Origin of the sequence: Xanthomonas sp. NCPPB 3583 (assembly GCF_041475715.2) — a bacterium.
GTDB lineage: Bacteria > Pseudomonadota > Gammaproteobacteria > Xanthomonadales > Xanthomonadaceae > Xanthomonas > Xanthomonas euvesicatoria.
Genome location: NZ_CM191263.1, coordinates 2,440,777 through 2,458,928, shown reverse-complemented (window position 1 = coordinate 2,458,928; position 18,152 = coordinate 2,440,777). Strand labels below are relative to the sequence as shown.

The window sequence follows — 18,152 nt, the reverse complement described above, 5'->3', positions numbered from 1 at the left end:
GGATTTGATGGATACCTTGGAACGCTCCGCTTCCCCTGCGCGTACCGTGCGCGCTCCGATCGGCACCCAGCTGCACTGCAAGAGCTGGCTGACCGAAGCGGCCTACCGCATGATCCAGAACAATCTGGACCCCGATGTCGCCGAGCGCCCGGAAGACCTGGTGGTCTACGGCGGCATCGGTCGTGCTGCGCGCGACTGGAAAAGCTTTGATCGCATTTTGGAAACGTTGCGATCGCTTGAGGACGACGAATCGCTGTTGGTCCAGTCGGGCAAGCCCGTCGGCGTGTTCCGCACGCACCCCGATGCACCTCGCGTGCTGATCGCCAACTCCAACCTCGTACCCCACTGGGCGACCTGGGAGCACTTCAACGAGCTCGATAAGAAGGGCTTGATGATGTACGGCCAGATGACGGCCGGCAGTTGGATCTACATCGGCAGCCAAGGCATCGTCCAGGGGACGTACGAAACCTTCGTGGAGTTGGGGCGCCAGCATTACGCTGGCAATTGGACGAACAAATGGATCCTCACCGCGGGGTTGGGCGGCATGGGCGGCGCGCAGGCGCTGGCGGCGACCTTGGCCGGGGCCAGCAGCATCGTGATCGAGTGTCAGGAGTCTCGGATCGATTTTCGTATCCGCACGCGCTATGTCGACCACAAGGCCTACTCCATCGATGAAGCCTTGCAGATCATCGAACACAGCCCGACGCCGGTATCGGTGGGCTTGCTGGGCAATGCCGCTGAACTGCTGCCGCAGTTCGTCGCGCGTGCGCGCAATGGAGGTCCCCGCCCTCACGCCGTGACCGATCAAACCTCGGCGCACGATCTGATCAATGGCTATCTGCCCGCCGGATGGACCCTCTCACAGTGGGAACAGGCCCGCAGCGGTGACGATGGTCAGCGACGCGAGCTGGCGCAAGCTGCCGCGGCCTCGTGTGCCACGCATGTGCGCGCGATGCTCGATTTCCACGCCATGGGCGTGCCGACGATCGATTACGGCAATAACATCCGCCAGGTGGCGCTGGATCAGGGCGTGGACAATGCCTTTGCCTTCCCCGGCTTCGTGCCTGCATGTATCCGTCCGCTGTTCTGCCGCGGCATGGGCCCGTTCCGATGGGTGGCTTTGAGCGGGGATCCCGAAGACATCTACAAGACCGATGCCAAGGTCAAGGAACTGTTTCCCGACAACACGCATCTTCACCACTGGCTCGACCAGGCCCGCGAGCGCATTGCCTTCCAGGGCTTGCCCGCGCGAATCTGCTGGCTCGGCTTGGGCGAGCGCCACAAGGCCGCGCTGGCCTTCAACGAAATGGTGCGCAATGGCGAGCTCAAGGCACCGATCGTCATCGGACGCGATCACCTGGACTGCGGCTCGGTAGCCAGCCCCAACCGTGAAACCGAAGGCATGCGCGATGGCTCCGATGCCGTCTCGGATTGGCCGCTACTCAACGCGCTGCTGGCTACCAGTGGCGGTGCCACCTGGGTGAGCCTGCATCATGGCGGCGGCGTCGGCATGGGGTTCTCGCAACACTCAGGCGTAGTCATCGTGTGCGATGGCACCGAGCAAGCCGACCGCCGGCTGGCGCGCGTGCTGTGGAACGACCCGGCCACGGGCGTGATGCGCCACGCCGACGCGGGCTACGAGCAGGCACTGGCCTGTGCCCGTGAGTATGGCCTGACCTTGCCGGCCATTCTGGAGTGAATCGCATGCTTACCCTGACACCGGGCCAGCTGACGTTGGCCCAACTGCGGCAGATCGCGCAAGGGACTGATCCCATCGCCTTGGACGCAGATTGCTGGGACAACGTCCGCGCCTCTTCGCAGGCCGTGCAGGCCATCGTGGCCGCCGGCGAGCCGGCCTATGGCATCAACACCGGCTTTGGCAAGCTGGCCAAAGTCCATATCCCGCGCGAGCAGCTGGAACAGTTGCAAACCAACCTGGTGCGCTCGCACGCCGTGGGCATGGGGCCATTGCTCGACGATGCCTGCGTGCGCCTGATCTTCGCCACCAAGATCGCTTCCCTGGCGCGAGGCTACTCCGGTGTACGCGAGCAGACCCTGCTTACCCTGATCGCGATCTACAACGCCGGGATCTGGCCCTGTATTCCCTCCCAAGGCTCAGTCGGTGCATCCGGTGATCTGGCCCCCTTGGCGCATCTGACCTTGGCGGCCATGGGCGAAGGCCAGGTACGCGTCGACGGGCAGATCCTGTCGGCCAGCCAGGCCCTGCAGGACGCTGGGATCGCTCCCATCCGACTGGCAGCCAAGGAAGGGCTGGCATTGCTCAACGGCACCCAAGTGTCCACGGGCATTGCGCTGATGGCGCTGTTTGCCGCCGAACAAGTCTATGCGGCCGCCGTGCTAACGGGCGCGATGAGCGTGGATGCGGCATGCGGCTCCGATGCTCCGTTCGATCCGCGCATCCACGCCGTGCGTGGCCAGCCTGGCCAGATAGCAGTGGCCGCGCACTACCAGCGACTGCTGGCCGACAGCGCCATTCGCCAATCGCACCTTCACAACGACACCCGCGTGCAAGACCCTTACAGCCTTCGGTGTCAGCCTCAGGTCATGGGGGCGGTGCGCGATGTCATGCAGCACGCCGCCCACGTGCTGCTAACCGAAGCCAACGCAGTCTCCGACAATCCGCTGGTGTTCACCGACACCGGCGAGGTGATCTCCGGCGGCAACTTCCACGCCGAACCGGTAGCCTTTGCCGCGGACCAGCTGACGATGGCGGTGTCCGAGATTGGCGCCCTGTCGGAACGGCGCATCGCCCTACTCATCGATGCCACGATCTCCGGGTTACCCGCCTTCCTGGTTGCCAATCCGGGCGTGAACTCCGGCTTCATGATCGCGCACGTGACCGCGGCCGCCCTGGCCAGCGAGAACAAGACCCTCTCCCACCCGGCCAGCGTGGACTCCCTGCCGACCTCGGCCAATCAGGAGGATCATGTCAGCATGGCCACCTTCGCCGCGCGCAAGTCGCGCGAGGTGGCCGACAACGTGCGCCGGATTGTGGCCATCGAGCTACTCGCCGCGTGCCAAGGCATCGAGTTCAGGCGGCCACTGGCGTCTTCGCAAGCATTGGAGGCAGTGCATGCGCAGGTGCGTAGCGAGGTGCCCCGCTACGATGAGGATCGCTATCTGGCCCCGGAAATGCAGGCGATGGAAGCCTTGATCGAGCGGGGCGGTTTGCGCGCGTTCCTGGATTGGCCGCTGCAGGATCTGCGCGCGTGAATCTGGCTTGGCACGGACGCGTGGACCCGCCGGCGACCGCCGATACGCAACGCTGGCACCAAAGGGTGGCCTTGGACCCGCAGCCTGAGGCGCCCGGCATTGCCCTGCTGGGATTTGCCAGCGATGAAGGGATTCGTCGCAACGCCGGCCGACTGGGCGCCGCACAAGGGCCCGGTGCACTTCGCAACGCCTTGGCGAACCTACCCGTGCTCCACTGCGCTCCGCTCTACGATGCGGGCGACATCACCTGCGCGGATCAGGCATTGGAGCTGGCGCAGGCCCACTACTCGCATCGAGCGCAGCAACTGCTGGATCAGGGGCATTGGGTGATTGGTCTGGGCGGCGGTCACGAGATCGGGTATGCCAGCTACGCCGCACTGCGCGGACACCTGGGCGCATCCAAGGCTCGCATCGGTATCTTCAACTTCGACGCACACTTTGATCTGCGCGAGCAAGGCAGTGCAAGCTCGGGCACGCCCTTCCTGCAAGCACTGGAGCATGCCCGCAGCATTAGCACCCCGCTGCAGTATCACTGCATCGGTGTAAGTCGATCCAGCAACACGCCGCGTCTATTCGCCACGGCCAACCGCGAAGGCGTCCATTACCTCACCGATGACGTGCTGTGCACCTGGAATTGGCAGGCACAGGCTGAGGTTCTGCGTGCGTGGTGTGATGCGGTTGACGTTATCTACCTGACGCTGTGCCTGGACGTGCTCCCACAGGCGGTGGCCCCGGGCGTGAGTGCCCCCAACCCACGCGGGGTGAGTCTGGAGGTCCTGGAAGCCCTGCTGGATCTGGTCATGGCCTCGGGCAAGGTACGTGTGGTCGACGTGGCGGAACTGTGTCCGCCGCTGGATCCGGATCAGGCCACCGCACGTGTGGCTGCGCGCTTGATCCACCGCATGGTCAGCGCGCAGGCTCAGTGGGGTGATACCGGTTGGCAAAAGGCAGTGAGCTAGCGGAGCGCTCAGCCAGAAGTTGTTTCATCTGGGCGATCTCCTGCTTCTGCGAGGTGATGATCTCCTGGCAGAGCTTGACCAGCTCGGGATCCTTCAGGCGGTTTTCCTCGCACATCAGAATGGCGCCGGCATGATGTGGAATCATGGAGCGGATGAACTGCCGATCTGTCACCGCGGCCTGCGTGCGAATTCCCCACCAGCAGAACAGCATGAACACCACGGTCACGCTGGCCAGGATCAGATTACGACGACGATCGGGGTACATGCTGGACATGAGCCAAAGCTCGATCAACAGCATCGGCGCGGCCATCAGCCCTGCCATGTAGAACTGGTTGACGTTGTGATAGACGTTGGCCAACTGATCGACCATGGCATACATCAGGGCGTACATGGCCAGAAACGACAAGGCCATCATCAGCAGCAGGCGACCGTAGTGGCCCTTATGCGTCTGACCGGAACTTCCGTGCGAGGCGTGTTGCTCTGAATGCTGCGTGTGCGTGCTTTCGTGCTTACCGTGCGAAGAAGACATGTCGATCTCCGTGGGAATGGCAGAACATCGCCGAATCCCGGGGGCCAAGGAACCAGCCCCCGGGGAGATAGCAGTTACATACCCTTGCCGGCAGCGAATTCCTGCGGGCTCAGCTTGCCGTCCTTGTTGCCATCAAGCATGCCGAAGTGCGGCGCGAGCTTGTGCTTGGCCAATTCTTCCTTGGACAGTGTGCCATCCTTGTTGGTATCGAGCTTGGTGAAATCGGTATCGGCCGCGGCCGGCTTGTGCTGACCATGCTCCTGCTTCTTGTGGTCCATCGGCTTGTGCTGACCGTGGTCGGTGGTGGGCGTGGTGGTCTGGCCGCCGGCGAAGGCCGCGCCCGCCATCAGAAACAGGGCCATCATCGAGAGGGAGGCATAACGCTTCATTGCAGTACTCCTTGTGGGATATGAGCCATCAGTGACAGGAATGGCCGCGCGCAGGCTCATCGGCGCGGTCAGGGTGGGGGGTGGAAACAACGGTGGAGCCGGACAAACGCAAGGCATTGGTGACCACCGAAACCGAGCTCAGGCTCATGGCCAGGGCCGCCATCATCGGACTGAGCAAAAGGCCGAAGCTGGGATACAGCAGGCCGGCGGCGATAGGCACGCCGATGGCGTTGTAGACGAAGGCGAAGCCCAGGTTCTGCTTCATGTTGGCCACCGTCGAAGACGAGATGGCACGGGCTTGCACGATGCGCCTCAGATCACCCTTGACCAGGGTGAGCTGGGCGCTGGACATGGCCACATCCGTGCCCGTCCCCATCGCGATGCCCACATCGGCTGCCGCCAGGGCCGGCGCATCGTTGATGCCGTCGCCAGCCATGGCCACACGACGACCCTGGGCTTTGAGTTGCTGGACCAGTTCGGCCTTGTCCTGAGGTTTGACGCCGCCACGCACATCCTCGATGCCCAGCGTGCGCCCCACGGCCTCGGCCGTCGCCTGTGCGTCACCAGAGGCCATCACCACGTGCAGGCCATCGGCACGTAGCAGGTTCAAGGCAGGCAAGGTTGTGGCTTTGATGGGATCAGCCACCGCAATGGCGCCGGCCAACCGACCATTGACCGCCAGGAACATCACGCTAGCGCCTTCCTTACGAAGACGCTCGGCGCTGCTTTGCAAAGGTGCTACATCGGCGCCAACCGACGCCATCAGGCTTTGGTTGCCGAGCACGACATCCTGATCGGACACGCGCCCGCGGACGCCTTGGCCGGTGAGCGAATCAAAATCTTGGGCGGCCATCAGGTTCAAGCCACGTCGCTGGGCTTCCGCCACGATGGCCTCGGCTAAGGGGTGCTCACTGCCCTGCTCCAAGCTGCCAGCCAAGCTGAGGATCTGATCGGCATCGAAACCGGCGTAGGAGAGCGTGTCGCGAAAGGCTGGACGCCCCTCGGTCAACGTACCGGTCTTGTCCACGATCAACGTGTCGATCAGACGTAGCTGTTCGATCGCCTGAGCATCGCGGAAGAGGACCCCGACCTGTGCAGCGCGGCCCGTGGCGACCATGATCGACATGGGGGTAGCCAAACCCAGGGCACACGGGCACGCAATGATCAGAACCGATACCGCATTGAGGACGGCAAAGGTCCAGGACGGTTCGGGTCCAAACAGACCCCATCCGAAGAACGTGAGCACCGCCGTGGCCAGCACGGCCAGGACAAACCAGTACGCCACCTTGTCCGCCATACGCTGCATCGGCGCGCGGGAGCGCTGGGCTTGGGCTACCAACTGCACAATCTGCGCCAGTACCGTCCCGGATCCGACTTTGTCCGCCCGGATGACCAAGGCGCCGGTCCCGTTGAGCGTGGCGCCTATAACGTGATCACCGACAGCCTTCTCCACCGGAATGGGTTCACCGGTCAGCATCGACTCATCAACACTGGTGCGGCCTTCGATGACTTCCCCATCGACCGGCACCTTCTCGCCCGGTCGTACGCGAAGCAGATCACCCACGTGCACGTGATCCAGCGCAACGTCCTCTTCGCCCCCATCGGGTTTGACGCGGCGAGCCGTCTTGGGCGCCAATCCCAGCAGGGACTTGATGGCCGCCGAGGTTTTGGAACGCGCCCGCAGTTCCAGCAGCTGTCCGAGCAGTGTGAGCGAGACGATGACCGCTGCCGCCTCGAAGTAGACCCCTACCCGTCCATGCTCGCGGAAAGAGTCCGGAAACAGGCCCGGTGCAACGGTGGCCACCACGCTGTAGCCAAACGCGGCGGCTACGCCGATGCCGATCAGCGTCCACATGTTGGGGCTGCGATTGCCGATGGACTGCAGGCAGCGTTCAAAGAATGGCCACCCCGCCCAGAGCACCACTGGAGCGCTCAGCACGAGCTCAATCCAGGTGCGCGCCTGCGTGGACAAGCCGGGCAGACGGTGTCCCAGCATGGCCAAGACCAGGACGATCAAGGTCAAGGGCAATGTCCACCAGAACCTTCGGGTGAAATCGCGTAGCTCTGGATTTTCGTCCTCCTCCAGCGAGGGCATCTCCGGCTCCAGCGCCATGCCGCAGATCGGACAGGTGCCGGGACCCGGCTGACGAATCTGCGGATGCATCGGGCAGGTGTAGACCGTGGCGTGGGTACCGCTGGGTTGGGCCACCGCTGCTGGGGCGGTCACTTCAACTTGCTGGGGAGCATCGTCCGTATAGCGGACGGGATTGGTGATGAACCGCTCTCGGCATTTGGCTGAGCAGAAGTGATACTTCGTTCCGCCATGCAGGGCGTGGTAGGGCGTTCTAACCGCAGAGACCTGCATACCGCATACCGGATCACGCACCGAGTCTGGACCATCGCTGGCATCCTGCGGCATCGCCTTGCCGGCTTCATCGTGGGAAGGAGGGGACATGGATCACTCTGGTCTGGAAGAAGGGATCGCGAGCAAACTGTCAGCTGCGTTGACCGTGCAGGACGTAAGGCTGCGTGGTGCCGTCGGGCAGTACAAATTCCACCGTATAGGGTTGAACACGTCCGTCGGGCATCTCCATACCAGGAGAACCGGCGGGCATCCCCGGTAGCACTAATCCACGGCCTACCGGGCGCTCACGAAGCAGGCGCAGGATGTCCTGCACCGGCACATGACCTTCGACGATGTAGCCATCGATCTCGGCGGTATGGCACGAGCCGCGTCCATAAGGAACGCCCAAGCGCGCCTTGATCGGGTTGAGGTCTTCGCTGTTGTGCACCTCAACCGTAAATCCTGCTTTCTCCAGATGCTCCACCCACAGTTGGCAGCAACCGCAGGTTGCACTCTTATGTACTTTGACCAACGGCAACGGACGCTGCGGTTGAGCGACCTGCTGCGCAGCCGCCGATGTCGGAGATTGAGCGGCCGATGCCGCCTCTGTACTGACAGCCGATTCCGGGCGCGCGCATGCGGTCAGCGACAAGGCCGTGGTCAGCAGAAAGAGACAGCTGCGAGAAGTATTCATCATGCGTCCTCAAGAGATGCCCGAGCGCCGAGGCGCTCGGGCGTGGAGCCGGGGCAGCTCCATGAAGGGATCAATGCTGGTGATCGTGGCCGTCATCGGCCTTGGGAGCTGGCTCGACTGGTTTGGCTGGCATGGAGCCGTGCTGATCGTGCTCGCCCTCGGATTTGGCCTGCGCCGGTTGCTTGGCCGGCTCGGCCGCATGCACGTGCGTCTTGCCGTCGGCATGCACATGCGTGGTGCCTTCCTTAGGCTTGCTCATGTCCATGCCCATTCCACCTGCTTCATGACCCTGGCCATGGTCATCACCCATCTCTTCGCCATCACCGCTGCCATGGTGATCCGCACCCGCTTCCTCGCCATGCGAGTGCCCGCCGGTCTCACCGCCACCGTGCGAGTGGCCATCACTGCTGGCCACCAATGCCTGGTAGCCGGCCTTGTCCAGCGTGGGCAGCTTCTGCAGGAAGGCCGACATGTTCCAGATGAACTCATCGTCCATGCTGCCGCCCCACGCGGGCATGCCGCTGGCCTTGATGCCGTGCTTGATCACCCAGAACGCCTCAGCTGGAGCGACCGGCTGTTTGCTTAGGTTTGGTGGCGCGGGGTACAGGCCCTTGCTCATCTCGGTGGCCGCCGCGTCAGGCGAAAGATGGCAGGTCACGCACATGGCGTTGTAGTTGCCCGCACCCTGGCGGATACGCTCAGGATCATCCAGGTTCGTGGGCACCTGAAGCTTGGCGGCGCGCACCTCAATGGAACGCTCGCGCGCCGTTTCAAGTAGCGCATACACCGGGCGACTATGCGGATCGTCGGCGGCCACGTTGTACACGCCCAGAGAGACCGTGGCAGTTGCCGCGACCGCAACCAATCCCACGCCGGCACCGAGCCATACCCACATCTTTTTGTTGGATTTCATTGTCAGTTCCCCTTAGAACCAGGTACGAAGGCCGACGACCAAGCGCGTGTCTTCAAAGGACTCGCCATGCTCGCGTCGCATGTCTGCGGTATTGCCAAACGCACGCTCGTACACCACGCCGATGTAGGGAGCGAACTTTCGGGTGAACTCATAACGAAGTCGCAGGCCCGCCTCAGCGGTACTCAGACCCGAACCTATTCCGCGCAGTGGATCGTTCTTGCCATACGCCGTGACCTCCACCAGCGGCTGTAGGATCAGCCGATTGGTCAGCAGCAGTTCGTACTCAGCCTCGACATTGGCGGCAGTCTGGCCGCCTTCGCCGAGATAGGCTGTGGCGGACACTTCGAACTTCATCGGTGCCAAGCCCTGTACGCCGATAGCGGCGAAGTTCTGCGAAGCCCCCGGCTTGAAGTCATGGCGCACACCGGCCACCACATCCCACCACGTGGAGATACTGCGGCCGTAGAGCACTTCCAGATCAGCCGATTCTGTCTGACCATCTGTGCGTTCGCCTTCACTGCGCAACCAGACGCGATTGAGGTCCGTACCGATCCAGCCCTGACCCTCCCAACCCAGCCCGGTTCCAGGATCGGCATCCCAGGCTTCCAGGCGATTGAGCAGTACATAGCTCTTGATCGAATTGTCATGCACCGGATGCGCGTGTGCGGGCGCGATGGCCGCCTGACGATCAGCCTCGGTCACCGCCGGAATCGGGGTGCGCGGCTGCGTTGGCGCTGCAGACCCGTGTCCCATCTGACTGTGGTCCATGCCTTCCATTGATTGCATACCCGCTTCTGGCGTAGCGGGTGCGGGCGAACCATGCCCCATCTGCGAATGGTCCATCCCCTGCATCGCAGGTGTGGTCATGGAGGTGTCGGCTGCAGCGGGCTGTGCCATCTGACTGTGATCCATGCCCTGCATCGACTGCGTCTGCGCTTTGGGCGCTACAGGCGTACTTGGAGGCGAGCCGTGCCCCATCTTGGAATGGTCCATCCCTTGCATCGCAGGCTCGGCTGCTTTAGCCGGTGGCGCGGGATGACCCATCGCCGCATGATCGATGGTCGCTTCGCTGGTCTTGGCCGGTGTTGCAGGCTTTTGGGTGGGCGCAGGTTTTGATGTCGGCGCCTGATGTGCAGAGTGATCCTGCGTCTGGGTCTGCGCGCTCTGCCCCATCGGCATGGAGCCGTGCTGCATGGATTGGGCGCTGGCCGCACTGGCCAGGGCCAGCGAGATAGCCAGCGTCAGCGCAGTCAGGGTGGTATCGCGTCTATTGATGTTCATTCGTCGACCCTCACCGTGCGCATCATTCCGGCTTCCATGTGATAAAGCAGGTGGCAATGGAACGCCCAGCTGCCCAACGCATCGGCACGCACGCGATACGTACGTCGGCTACCCGGCGGCATGTCCACCGTGTGCTTGCGCACCATGAAGTTGCCGTTATCGTCTTCCACATCGCTCCACATGCCATGCAAATGGATCGGATGGGTCATCATCGTGTCGTTGACCAACACGATGCGCATGCGCTCGCCGTAGTTCAGCCGCAGCGGCTCGACATCGGAAAACTTCTGACCATTGAAACCCCAGGAGAATTTCTCCATGTGTCCGGTCAGATGCAGCTCGATCTCGCGACCGGGGTCGCGTCCGTCAGGGTCTTCAAAGGTGCTCTTGAGCATGGAATACGTCAGTACATGACGGCCGTTATCGCGCAGGCCATTGCCCGGATCGTCCAAGCGCGAAGTCACGCTCATGGCTTGGTTGTCCAACAGGGGATTGTTGGTCTCGCTGGCAGGGTGTGATTGCATGCCCCCGTGCTGCATGCCGGCCATGGCACCATCGCCGGCGGCGGGCATCGCGTGGCCTGCATGGGCCGAGGTCTCGTTACCGCTGGCAGGTGGGGCCATGCCGGGCATACCCATGGCCGCACCACAGCCGCCTTCCATGCCCTTGCTGCCGCCAGACATATCCATCGATCCATGATCCATGCCCATGTCTGCCATCGTCAGCAGCGGCCGGGGATCCACAGGCGGAACAGGCGCGCGTAGTCCTTCGCGCACGGCGAGCGTGCCGCTGACGTAGCCGGTGCGACCGGAGTCCTGGGCAAAGATGGTGAATGCGTCCTGCCCGGAGGGCTCCACGATCACATCGAAGGTTTCAGCTACTGCAATGCGGAACTCGTCGACGGAAACCGGATGGACGTACAAGCCATCTGCCGCCACCACGGTCATCTTCAACCCCGGAATGCGCACATCGAAGTACGTCATGGCAGAGCCATTGATGAAACGCAGACGCACCTTTTCGCCACTGCGGAACAAACCTGTCCAGTTGCCCAGAGAGGTCGTGCCGTTCATCAGGTAGGTGTAGGTGTTGGCGTTGACGTCGGACAGATCCGTGGGCGTCATCCGCATCACGCCCCACATCTTGCGATCCTCCAACGTGGCCGACAGACCGTTGCGCTTCACATCGCGTGCAAAATCGCCGACCGTGCGCTTGTAGTAATTGTCATGGCCCGGCATCTTCTTCAAACGATCGAACAGGGCCGCCGGGTCCAGGTCTGTCCAATCGCTCAGCATCACGACGTAGTCGCGATCGAAGCTAAAAGGCTCTGGCTCCAGTGGATCGATCACGATCGGTCCATAAAGCCCTGCTTGTTCCTGGAAACCTGAGTGGCTGTGGTACCAGTAGGTGCCGCCCTGATGCAGGGTGAACCGGTAGTGGTAGGTCTCACCACGTCCGATGCCGTCAAAGCTCAGTCCCGGCACGCCGTCCATGTTGGCCGGCAGAATGATGCCGTGCCAATGGATGGAAGTGTCCGTGCCATGGAGGGAATTGGCCGGCAATGCATTGGAGACACGCAGGTTGACCGTGGTGCCTTCCCGCCATCGCAGCAACGGCGCCGGAACGGATCCGTTGACCGTGATCGCGGTGCGGGTCTTGCCGGTGAAGTTCATCGGCGTCTCGCCGATGGTCAGGTCGAACTCGGTGCCCGACAGTACGTTGGCTTGTCCCGGGCCCTTGAGCGCCCAACTGGCCTTGGGCCAGAACCCTAATCCTGCGACTGCGCCTCCCAAGGCCAAGCCCTGGACAAATCGCCGCCTCGAAGGCAGCAGCGGTCCACCGTGTGGACCACGAAAATCATCATGCGACATGAAAATGCTCCAAGCGTCGTGTTGCCACCGGCAGGCGGTGGTACAGAGCGGGTGGCTGGCCTAAACAGGCACGCAAACCACACCAACGGCGCCATTGCGGCGCCTAGGGACGCTTAGCCGATCGGTGGTCGGATCAGATGAGGCAAGGCGGGTGCCGGATGCCCCAACGGCAGCGGCATGACATCCAGGCCCAAGGCCAGTTGTACGGCAATATGCAGGCGCGCAGGCAATGCGCTCGCGCACGCGTGCACGCAGGCGCACCGGCACGCAGACGACTTGCAACAGTCGGGACCGGCATGATCGCCGTGCCCAGTGCCAGCCATTTCAATCGATGTGGCATCGGGATGATGCTCAGCACTGTGATGGGCGACGCAGTCCTCGTCGACTTGCACAGCGGCAGCCACTTCACTGGCCTGCTCTTCCATCACCGGATTCATACTGACCGACGCAAACGCCGACCACGCCCCGTTAAGCACGAGCATGGCGATCAGGAGCAGTCGCAGTAGAAGTGAGGAGGCTGACACGGGCGACATGGTAAATCACTTTAGACAAGGCGCGCGTGTATCGGTCGTGAACAAAATCTCAGGCAGGCCTGAGATGCCGCGCCCCGTTAGTCGCGCTCGCCGCGCCTACTGATGTTCCATCCGGGAGCGCTCCCAAGGACCGGGTTGAAGCGAAGTGCTGCCCATAAAGCGAGCGACCGCACGGCCTACTTCTCGGATGTGCTCTCGATCAGCTTCACCAGTTCGCGCTTCTGTTGCTTGCTGAGCGAGCCCCAGCGCAGGAGCAACTTGGCCAGCAGATCATCATCGGTGTACAGGAACGCGGCGGGGATCCCCAAGGCTTGAGCCAACCGCTCAGCGGTCTCCAGCTTCGGCTCGTGCTTGCCACGCTCGTACTGGTTGATTCGGGGGCTGGCCACGTGAGGATCCAGACCGGCCCGGATGCCCAACTCCTTCTGCGACAAGCCCGTGTGCAGGCGGGCTTGTTTGAGGCGTCGAGCGAAGGTCGGTGTTGAGTCGACGGACAAAGTCACGCGCGCACCCCATGGAGACCCCATAAGGATGGCGGATGTACCCTGCCTTGCATACTAAGATATTCTTAGCTTTGAGGCAACCGGCGACCCCGGTAGCGCTGCCATCGCCAGGAGCCACGCCGCTCCCTCACCCCCGGAACCCGCATGCCCGGAACCTCGTCAATGACGCCATCTGGGGTCGCCAGCATCGAGGAGTTGGGGCTTCGTGGCACCCTTTTCCTGGCCGCGCTGCTGACCGCGCAGCTACGACGCATACCGGTGGCGCCCACACGCCGCTCCACCTTGCTGGTGCTGGACGCCTTGCGAGACTTGGCCCTGATCCAAGTTCCCTGGCCAGCGGATCGATGGCAGATCCGACCCGATGCCGAGGTCACGCCCATCGAAGATCTGCAATGGGCTTTCGCCTGGTCTACCCATGAGCGCAGGCACCTGCTCCCGGTGCTGGAAGACCAACTCGGCGATATGGCACGCGATGTAGAACTGGCGGATGCGAAACTGGAGCTGTGGGATGAACTTGCACTCTGGGAGACCGAGCAGTTTCTAGAGCAGCAATTGCTCAAACATCACTTCGATCCAGGTTGGGCACGTGATGTGGGGTTCGTATTTCAATCCGGACCGCGGGGTCTGCCGATCGCGCAGTGGCGTTACTGTTGCTGGGCGGCGGTACGCCAAGGCGCGTCGGTGGCAATGCGTCTTGGCGTGCACGACAGCGCCCATGTGCGCGAGGCCATCTTTCAGGAGGTCAAGAAGCGCTTGCGCTACCTGATGACCAGTTCGCCCCAGCAAGGCATGTTCAAGCCCTACCATCTGGCGCCGGAGTCCTCAGTAGCAAAGCTGTTCGTAGACTGGGTGGTTCCTATGGAATGGGCGTACTGGACGGGGGAGCGCAACGCCGGCTGCTAGCAGGCAAACGAGTAGCCTCGCTAGTCCGCCCCCCCATCCTGCCTACTGCTTCGCCGGGGTTTCTTCACCGTGTTTTGTGCCGGCGTCAGTTGATTCAGCAGGGGCTCCAGCGCTTCAAGACGCGCGTTGGCACGCAACGCATCGGCTTCAGCGCTCTGGCGGCGCTCACGCTCCCGCGCAAGGGTGTCTTGGACTTGAGCTAGCTCGCTGCGCATGGCATCCAAGGCCTTGGCGTCAGTCTTCCAGCGCTCCTGCAGTGCCAAATGGTCCGTCGCGGTCTGGCGCAACGCCACGATCTCGCTGTGTTGGCCTTCGTGGACCTGTCGTAACTGGGCAAGCTCACGCTCAATCCGCCCGTGGCGCTCCAGCCATTGGCCATTGTCGCGGTTAAGCACCAACAGCTCCTGATTCTTCGCGCCCAAGGCTTCATTGGCCTGACGTAAGGCTACTTGCAGCTCTTGGATCTGATGCTCGTGACGGCGAAGCTCTTGCTCGCGCTGCTCTTTGGTTGAAGTGCGGTAGTGCTCGAGCGCTTCCCGGGCGTGGGCATGCTTGTCCTCCAGAGAGCGCGTATGCGCCTCGTGATCAGCCAGCCGCACCGTCATGCCGGCGATGCGCTCATTCAACTGGGCGATTTCCGCGACCTTTTCGCCCAGATTCTGCTGAATTAGGGCGTGAGCGGCTTGCTCTTGCGTCAAGCTGGTCTCAGTGCGCTGCAGCTGACTGCCCAGGGCAGCGGCTTCCTGTTGGGCGGTGGAAAGCGCTTGTTGCTGACGCTGGAGTTCGGCCCCATGGCGTTCTCGCTCCCTGGTGAGGATCGTCTCCGCTTCTTCTTGAAGTCGCGTAGCCAGGCGTGCGACCAAGTCTTGCAGGGCCTCACTCACGGCCACCGAACGTGCCGGACCGCCACCCTCCTCCTCTTCCAGTTCACGCAAGTAGCGATGGATCGTGGTCTTGGAGCCCGTGTTGCCCAGAGCCACCCGAACCGCGTCCACGGAAGGCTTCTTGCCCTGGGCCAGCAGCGCGTCACGCGCTTTCTGGACATTCCCCTTATAAAGTCCTGCGCGCGCCATGGTACCGCCCTCTAACTATTTCGTAATGTATTACATACCATGTAATTACATACTATTGAAGCGGACAGATGACCGTTCGTCGGCTGAATATTTAATACGGGATAATGTTGAATTATCCCGCGTAATGCCCATTCCGGCCCTTCCCAGCCACCCAAACAGTACGAAACCGCCCAGGACCGACGATCGCTGGGTAGTATGGCCCAGAGCGGAAAGGAGGCCAGCCAGGTGCGGGTAGGCTCCGCCGCCGAGCTCGTTGGCCATCAAAGGACTGTGCATGCCGATCGAACGCATCGTCATCGACAACTTCAAGTCGTTTCGCCATCTGGACCTGCCCCTCAACGCTCACATGAACTTAGTGGTGGGCGACAACGAGGTTGGCAAGTCCACCCTGCTGGAGGCCATCCACGCGGTGGTCACCGGCCAGTTGCATGGGCGCAACCTCGCCTACGAGCTCACGCCCTACTTGTTCCATCAGCCGACGGTGCAGGAGTACTTGGCGGCGCTTGCAGCGGGCAAGCCGGCCTCGCCGCCGCGGATCTCCATCGAAGCGTATCTGGGAGGAGACGCCGCGCTGGCCTCGTTGCGCGGCACCAACAACTCGTTGCGCTTGGATACCGCTGGCATCCGGCTGCTGGTCGAGCTCAACGACGACTACCGCGAGGAGTTCAACGCCTACCTGCAGCAGCACCAGGGCGCGGTCAGCCTGCCGGTGGAGTACTACACGGTGCGCTGGTACTCCTTTGCCAACAATGGCGTCACCGCCCGCAGCATTCCGTTCGACTCGACCATCATCGACACGCACGGCATCAAGACCCTGTCCGGTGCCGATCGCTATATCGCTGGCATCATCGAACAAGCACTGACGCCTGCGCAGCGCGTCTCGCTGTCGCTGAGCTTCCGCCGCATGCGGCAGAGTTTTTCCGAAGAAGCGGATGTGGCGGCGATCAATGCCTACTTGACCGAGCACACCGGGGACATCAGCCACCGAGCGTTGACGGTGGGCGTGGACACATCGCCGCGCTCAACGTGGGAAACCAGCTTGTCACCGTACCTGGATGAGCTCCCCTTCACCCAGGCAGGTAAGGGCGAACAAAGCGCGGTGAAGATGAAGCTGGCAATGCACGCGGCAGGCGCCGCCCACGTGCTGCTGATAGAGGAGCCGGAGAACCACCTGTCCTATTCCAGCATGACCCAGCTGATCGACAAGATTGCGGCCCTCTCCACCGCGCAGCAGGTGATCATCGCCACCCACAGCAGCTTCGTGTTGAACAAGTTGGGCGTGGACAACGTGATCCTGTTCAGCGCGCAGGGCCAGATGAAGTTGGACCAGCTGCCATCCGATACGCACGACTATTTCATGAAGCTGCCTGGCCACGACACGCTGCGGCTGATCCTGGCCAAACAGGCGATCCTGGTGGAAGGGCCGTCCGATGAGCTGATCGTGCAGCGTGCTTACAGCGACCACCACGGCGTGGCGCCGATGGCCCATGGCGTGGACATCATCTCGGTCAAATCGCTGGCATTCAAACGCTTCTTGCAGATTGCAGATCGGCTGAAAATTCAGGCCAAGGTGATCACCGACAACGATGGCGACATCGCCGTTGTGCAGGCTCGCTACGCCGAGCACCTTACCGCGATCTACTACGATTCCGACGAAAGTGCCCCATCGCTGGAAGAGCAGCTGATCAAAGCCAACTCGCTGGCTGAGCTCAACACCGTGCTGGGCAAGACCTTCGCCGATGAGGTGGCGTTGCTCAAGTACATGAAAGGTCACAAGACCGACACGGCCCTGGCAATCTTCAACAGCCCGCACTCGATCAGGTTCCCGGACTATGTCCAGCGTGCCATCACCTAACCGGGTCCTGCTCTCAGCGGCCGGATCGGGCAAGACCACGTTGCTGGTCCGGCAGGCCTTGGAGCGGCCCGAGCGTCGCATCGCGATTGTCACCTACACGCTGGAGAATCTAGAAGAGATCCGGCGCTCGTTTGAGGTCCACGCCGGTGCGGTCCCCGCGCATGTCACCTTGCACAGCTGGTATGGCTTCCTGCTGCGCCAGTGCATCCGCCCGTACCAGGCGGCACTGTGCCCTGAGCCTCGTATCGAGACCATCCTGTTCGTAGAAGGTGTCACCAACAACCGGGCTCCACGCACCCAGGTGGCGCGCCACTACCTGGCAGGCAACCGGATGTATTCGGACCGGGCCGCCGACTTTGCTGTGCGCTGCGATGAGCTGACCCAAGGTCAGGTCATGGCACGCCTGGCGGCCATGTACGACGAGCTCTACATCGACGAAGTTCAGGACCTGGCCGGCTTTGATCTGGATCTGGTCGAGCGGCTGTTGAAGAGCGATATCGCCATCACGTTGGTGGGTGATACGCGCCAGACGACGTATGCCACCAACTATGCGCAAAGGCATAGTCAATATCGCGGACCGAACTTGGCGGCGTTGTTCCAGATCTGGGAGTCGGACGGCTTATGCCAGCTCGACCACCGTCTCATCAGTCTGCGCTGCGTCCAGGCCCTGTGCGATATGGCTGACACGCTCTATCCGCAGATGCCCCGCACCGAATCAGGCAATGGCGAGGTCACCGGGCACGATGGCATCTTCCTCGTCGCTCCAGGGGATGTTGCCGCGTACATGCAGGAGTTTGCCCCTACCGTGCTCCGGCATGACCGGCGGCAAACCTGCGACGGAATGCCTGCGGTGAACTTCGGGCAGAGCAAGGGCCGCACCTACAGTCGGGTCCTTATCTTCCCCAATGGGCCGTTGACGCAGTACCTGCGCACGGCCGATGCGGCGCGCATCACCGCGCCACCGAAGTACTACGTAGCCTTCACCCGGGCGCGGCAAAGCGTGGCCTTTGTGTATGCCGGCGCGTGCGCTTTGCCGGGTCATCAGCTCTATGCGCCTGCCAGTGCAGACGCATAGAG

16 protein-coding genes are annotated in these 18,152 nt (G+C 62.4%); 6 read left to right on the top strand and 10 right to left on the bottom strand.

Annotated elements, in window-relative coordinates; genetic code table 11:
• Positions 1–7: 7 nt before the first annotated feature.
• From hutU to hutG, 3 genes are read left to right on the top strand one after another with little or no spacing between them, the layout of a single operon-like run.
• A complete protein-coding gene (hutU, locus tag ACCQ07_RS10750) occupies positions 8–1,699 on the top strand; it encodes a urocanate hydratase (RefSeq protein ID WP_372364089.1) in 1,692 nt (563 codons plus the stop codon).
• The gene (gene hutH, locus ACCQ07_RS10745; RefSeq protein ID WP_074053009.1) at positions 1,696–3,234 is read left to right on the top strand and encodes a histidine ammonia-lyase; all 1,539 of its coding nucleotides are present in this window, start codon (positions 1,696–1,698) and stop codon (positions 3,232–3,234) included. The genes hutU and hutH overlap by 4 nt, the downstream gene beginning before the upstream one ends.
• Positions 3,231–4,193: a formimidoylglutamase gene (gene hutG / locus ACCQ07_RS10740; RefSeq protein WP_230434463.1), complete on the top strand. Its 963-nt coding sequence runs from the start codon at positions 3,231–3,233 to the stop codon at positions 4,191–4,193. The genes hutH and hutG overlap by 4 nt, the downstream gene beginning before the upstream one ends.
• Here hutG and ACCQ07_RS10735 read toward each other — a convergent pair.
• The 9 genes from ACCQ07_RS10735 to ACCQ07_RS10695 all read right to left on the bottom strand — a co-directional run bounded on the left by ACCQ07_RS10735 (position 4,141) and on the right by ACCQ07_RS10695 (position 13,268).
• The gene (locus tag ACCQ07_RS10735) at positions 4,141–4,722 is read right to left on the bottom strand and encodes a DUF305 domain-containing protein (protein WP_221208397.1); all 582 of its coding nucleotides are present in this window, start codon (positions 4,720–4,722) and stop codon (positions 4,141–4,143) included. The two genes, hutG and ACCQ07_RS10735, sit on opposite strands and share 53 nt — an antisense overlap.
• A 74-nt stretch (positions 4,723–4,796) precedes the next feature.
• On the bottom strand, positions 4,797–5,111 hold the full coding sequence (locus tag ACCQ07_RS10730; protein ID WP_074053006.1) for a hypothetical protein: 315 nt from the start codon (positions 5,109–5,111) through the stop codon (positions 4,797–4,799).
• 28 nt (positions 5,112–5,139) lie between these two features.
• The gene (locus ACCQ07_RS10725; protein WP_230429239.1) at positions 5,140–7,476 is read right to left on the bottom strand and encodes a heavy metal translocating P-type ATPase; all 2,337 of its coding nucleotides are present in this window, start codon (positions 7,474–7,476) and stop codon (positions 5,140–5,142) included.
• 130 nt (positions 7,477–7,606) lie between these two features.
• The gene (locus ACCQ07_RS10720; protein ID WP_182688821.1) at positions 7,607–8,149 is read right to left on the bottom strand and encodes a DUF411 domain-containing protein; all 543 of its coding nucleotides are present in this window, start codon (positions 8,147–8,149) and stop codon (positions 7,607–7,609) included.
• 70 nt (positions 8,150–8,219) lie between these two features.
• On the bottom strand, positions 8,220–9,062 hold the full coding sequence (locus ACCQ07_RS10715) for a c-type cytochrome (protein ID WP_260294941.1): 843 nt from the start codon (positions 9,060–9,062) through the stop codon (positions 8,220–8,222).
• Between the two features lie 12 nt (positions 9,063–9,074).
• Positions 9,075–10,343 carry a copper-binding protein CopB gene (locus ACCQ07_RS10710; RefSeq protein WP_046932584.1) on the bottom strand — a complete coding sequence of 423 codons (1,269 nt, stop codon included), beginning with the start codon at positions 10,341–10,343 and terminating at the stop codon, positions 9,075–9,077.
• Positions 10,340–12,208 carry a laccase-like oxidase CopA gene (locus ACCQ07_RS10705; RefSeq protein ID WP_046932582.1) on the bottom strand — a complete coding sequence of 623 codons (1,869 nt, stop codon included), beginning with the start codon at positions 12,206–12,208 and terminating at the stop codon, positions 10,340–10,342. Before ACCQ07_RS10705 ends, ACCQ07_RS10710 begins: the two co-directional genes overlap by 4 nt.
• A gap of 113 nt (positions 12,209–12,321) precedes the next feature.
• Positions 12,322–12,741, bottom strand: a complete 420-nt coding sequence (gene copL, locus ACCQ07_RS10700; RefSeq protein ID WP_046932580.1) for a transcriptional regulator CopL — start codon at positions 12,739–12,741, stop codon at positions 12,322–12,324.
• Positions 12,742–12,917: 176 nt separating this feature from the next.
• Positions 12,918–13,268: a helix-turn-helix domain-containing protein gene (locus ACCQ07_RS10695; protein WP_046936731.1), complete on the bottom strand. Its 351-nt coding sequence runs from the start codon at positions 13,266–13,268 to the stop codon at positions 12,918–12,920.
• Positions 13,269–13,388: 120 nt separating this feature from the next.
• Here ACCQ07_RS10695 and ACCQ07_RS10690 point away from each other — a divergent pair, with 120 nt between their 5' ends.
• Entirely contained in the window at positions 13,389–14,147 is a 759-nt protein-coding gene (locus tag ACCQ07_RS10690; RefSeq protein WP_223866275.1) for a hypothetical protein, read from the top strand.
• Between the two features lie 20 nt (positions 14,148–14,167).
• Here the strand turns inward: ACCQ07_RS10690 and ACCQ07_RS10685 are convergent, their stop codons facing one another.
• Entirely contained in the window at positions 14,168–15,220 is a 1,053-nt protein-coding gene (locus ACCQ07_RS10685; RefSeq protein WP_046932571.1) for a DNA-binding protein, read from the bottom strand.
• Between the two features lie 274 nt (positions 15,221–15,494).
• Between ACCQ07_RS10685 and ACCQ07_RS10680 the strand changes: the two genes are divergently transcribed.
• On the top strand, positions 15,495–17,075 hold the full coding sequence (locus tag ACCQ07_RS10680) for an ATP-dependent nuclease (protein ID WP_074053033.1): 1,581 nt from the start codon (positions 15,495–15,497) through the stop codon (positions 17,073–17,075).
• On the top strand, positions 17,053–18,150 hold the full coding sequence (locus ACCQ07_RS10675) for a UvrD-helicase domain-containing protein (RefSeq protein WP_074053034.1): 1,098 nt from the start codon (positions 17,053–17,055) through the stop codon (positions 18,148–18,150). The genes ACCQ07_RS10680 and ACCQ07_RS10675 overlap by 23 nt, the downstream gene beginning before the upstream one ends.
• Positions 18,151–18,152: the final 2 nt, after the last annotated feature.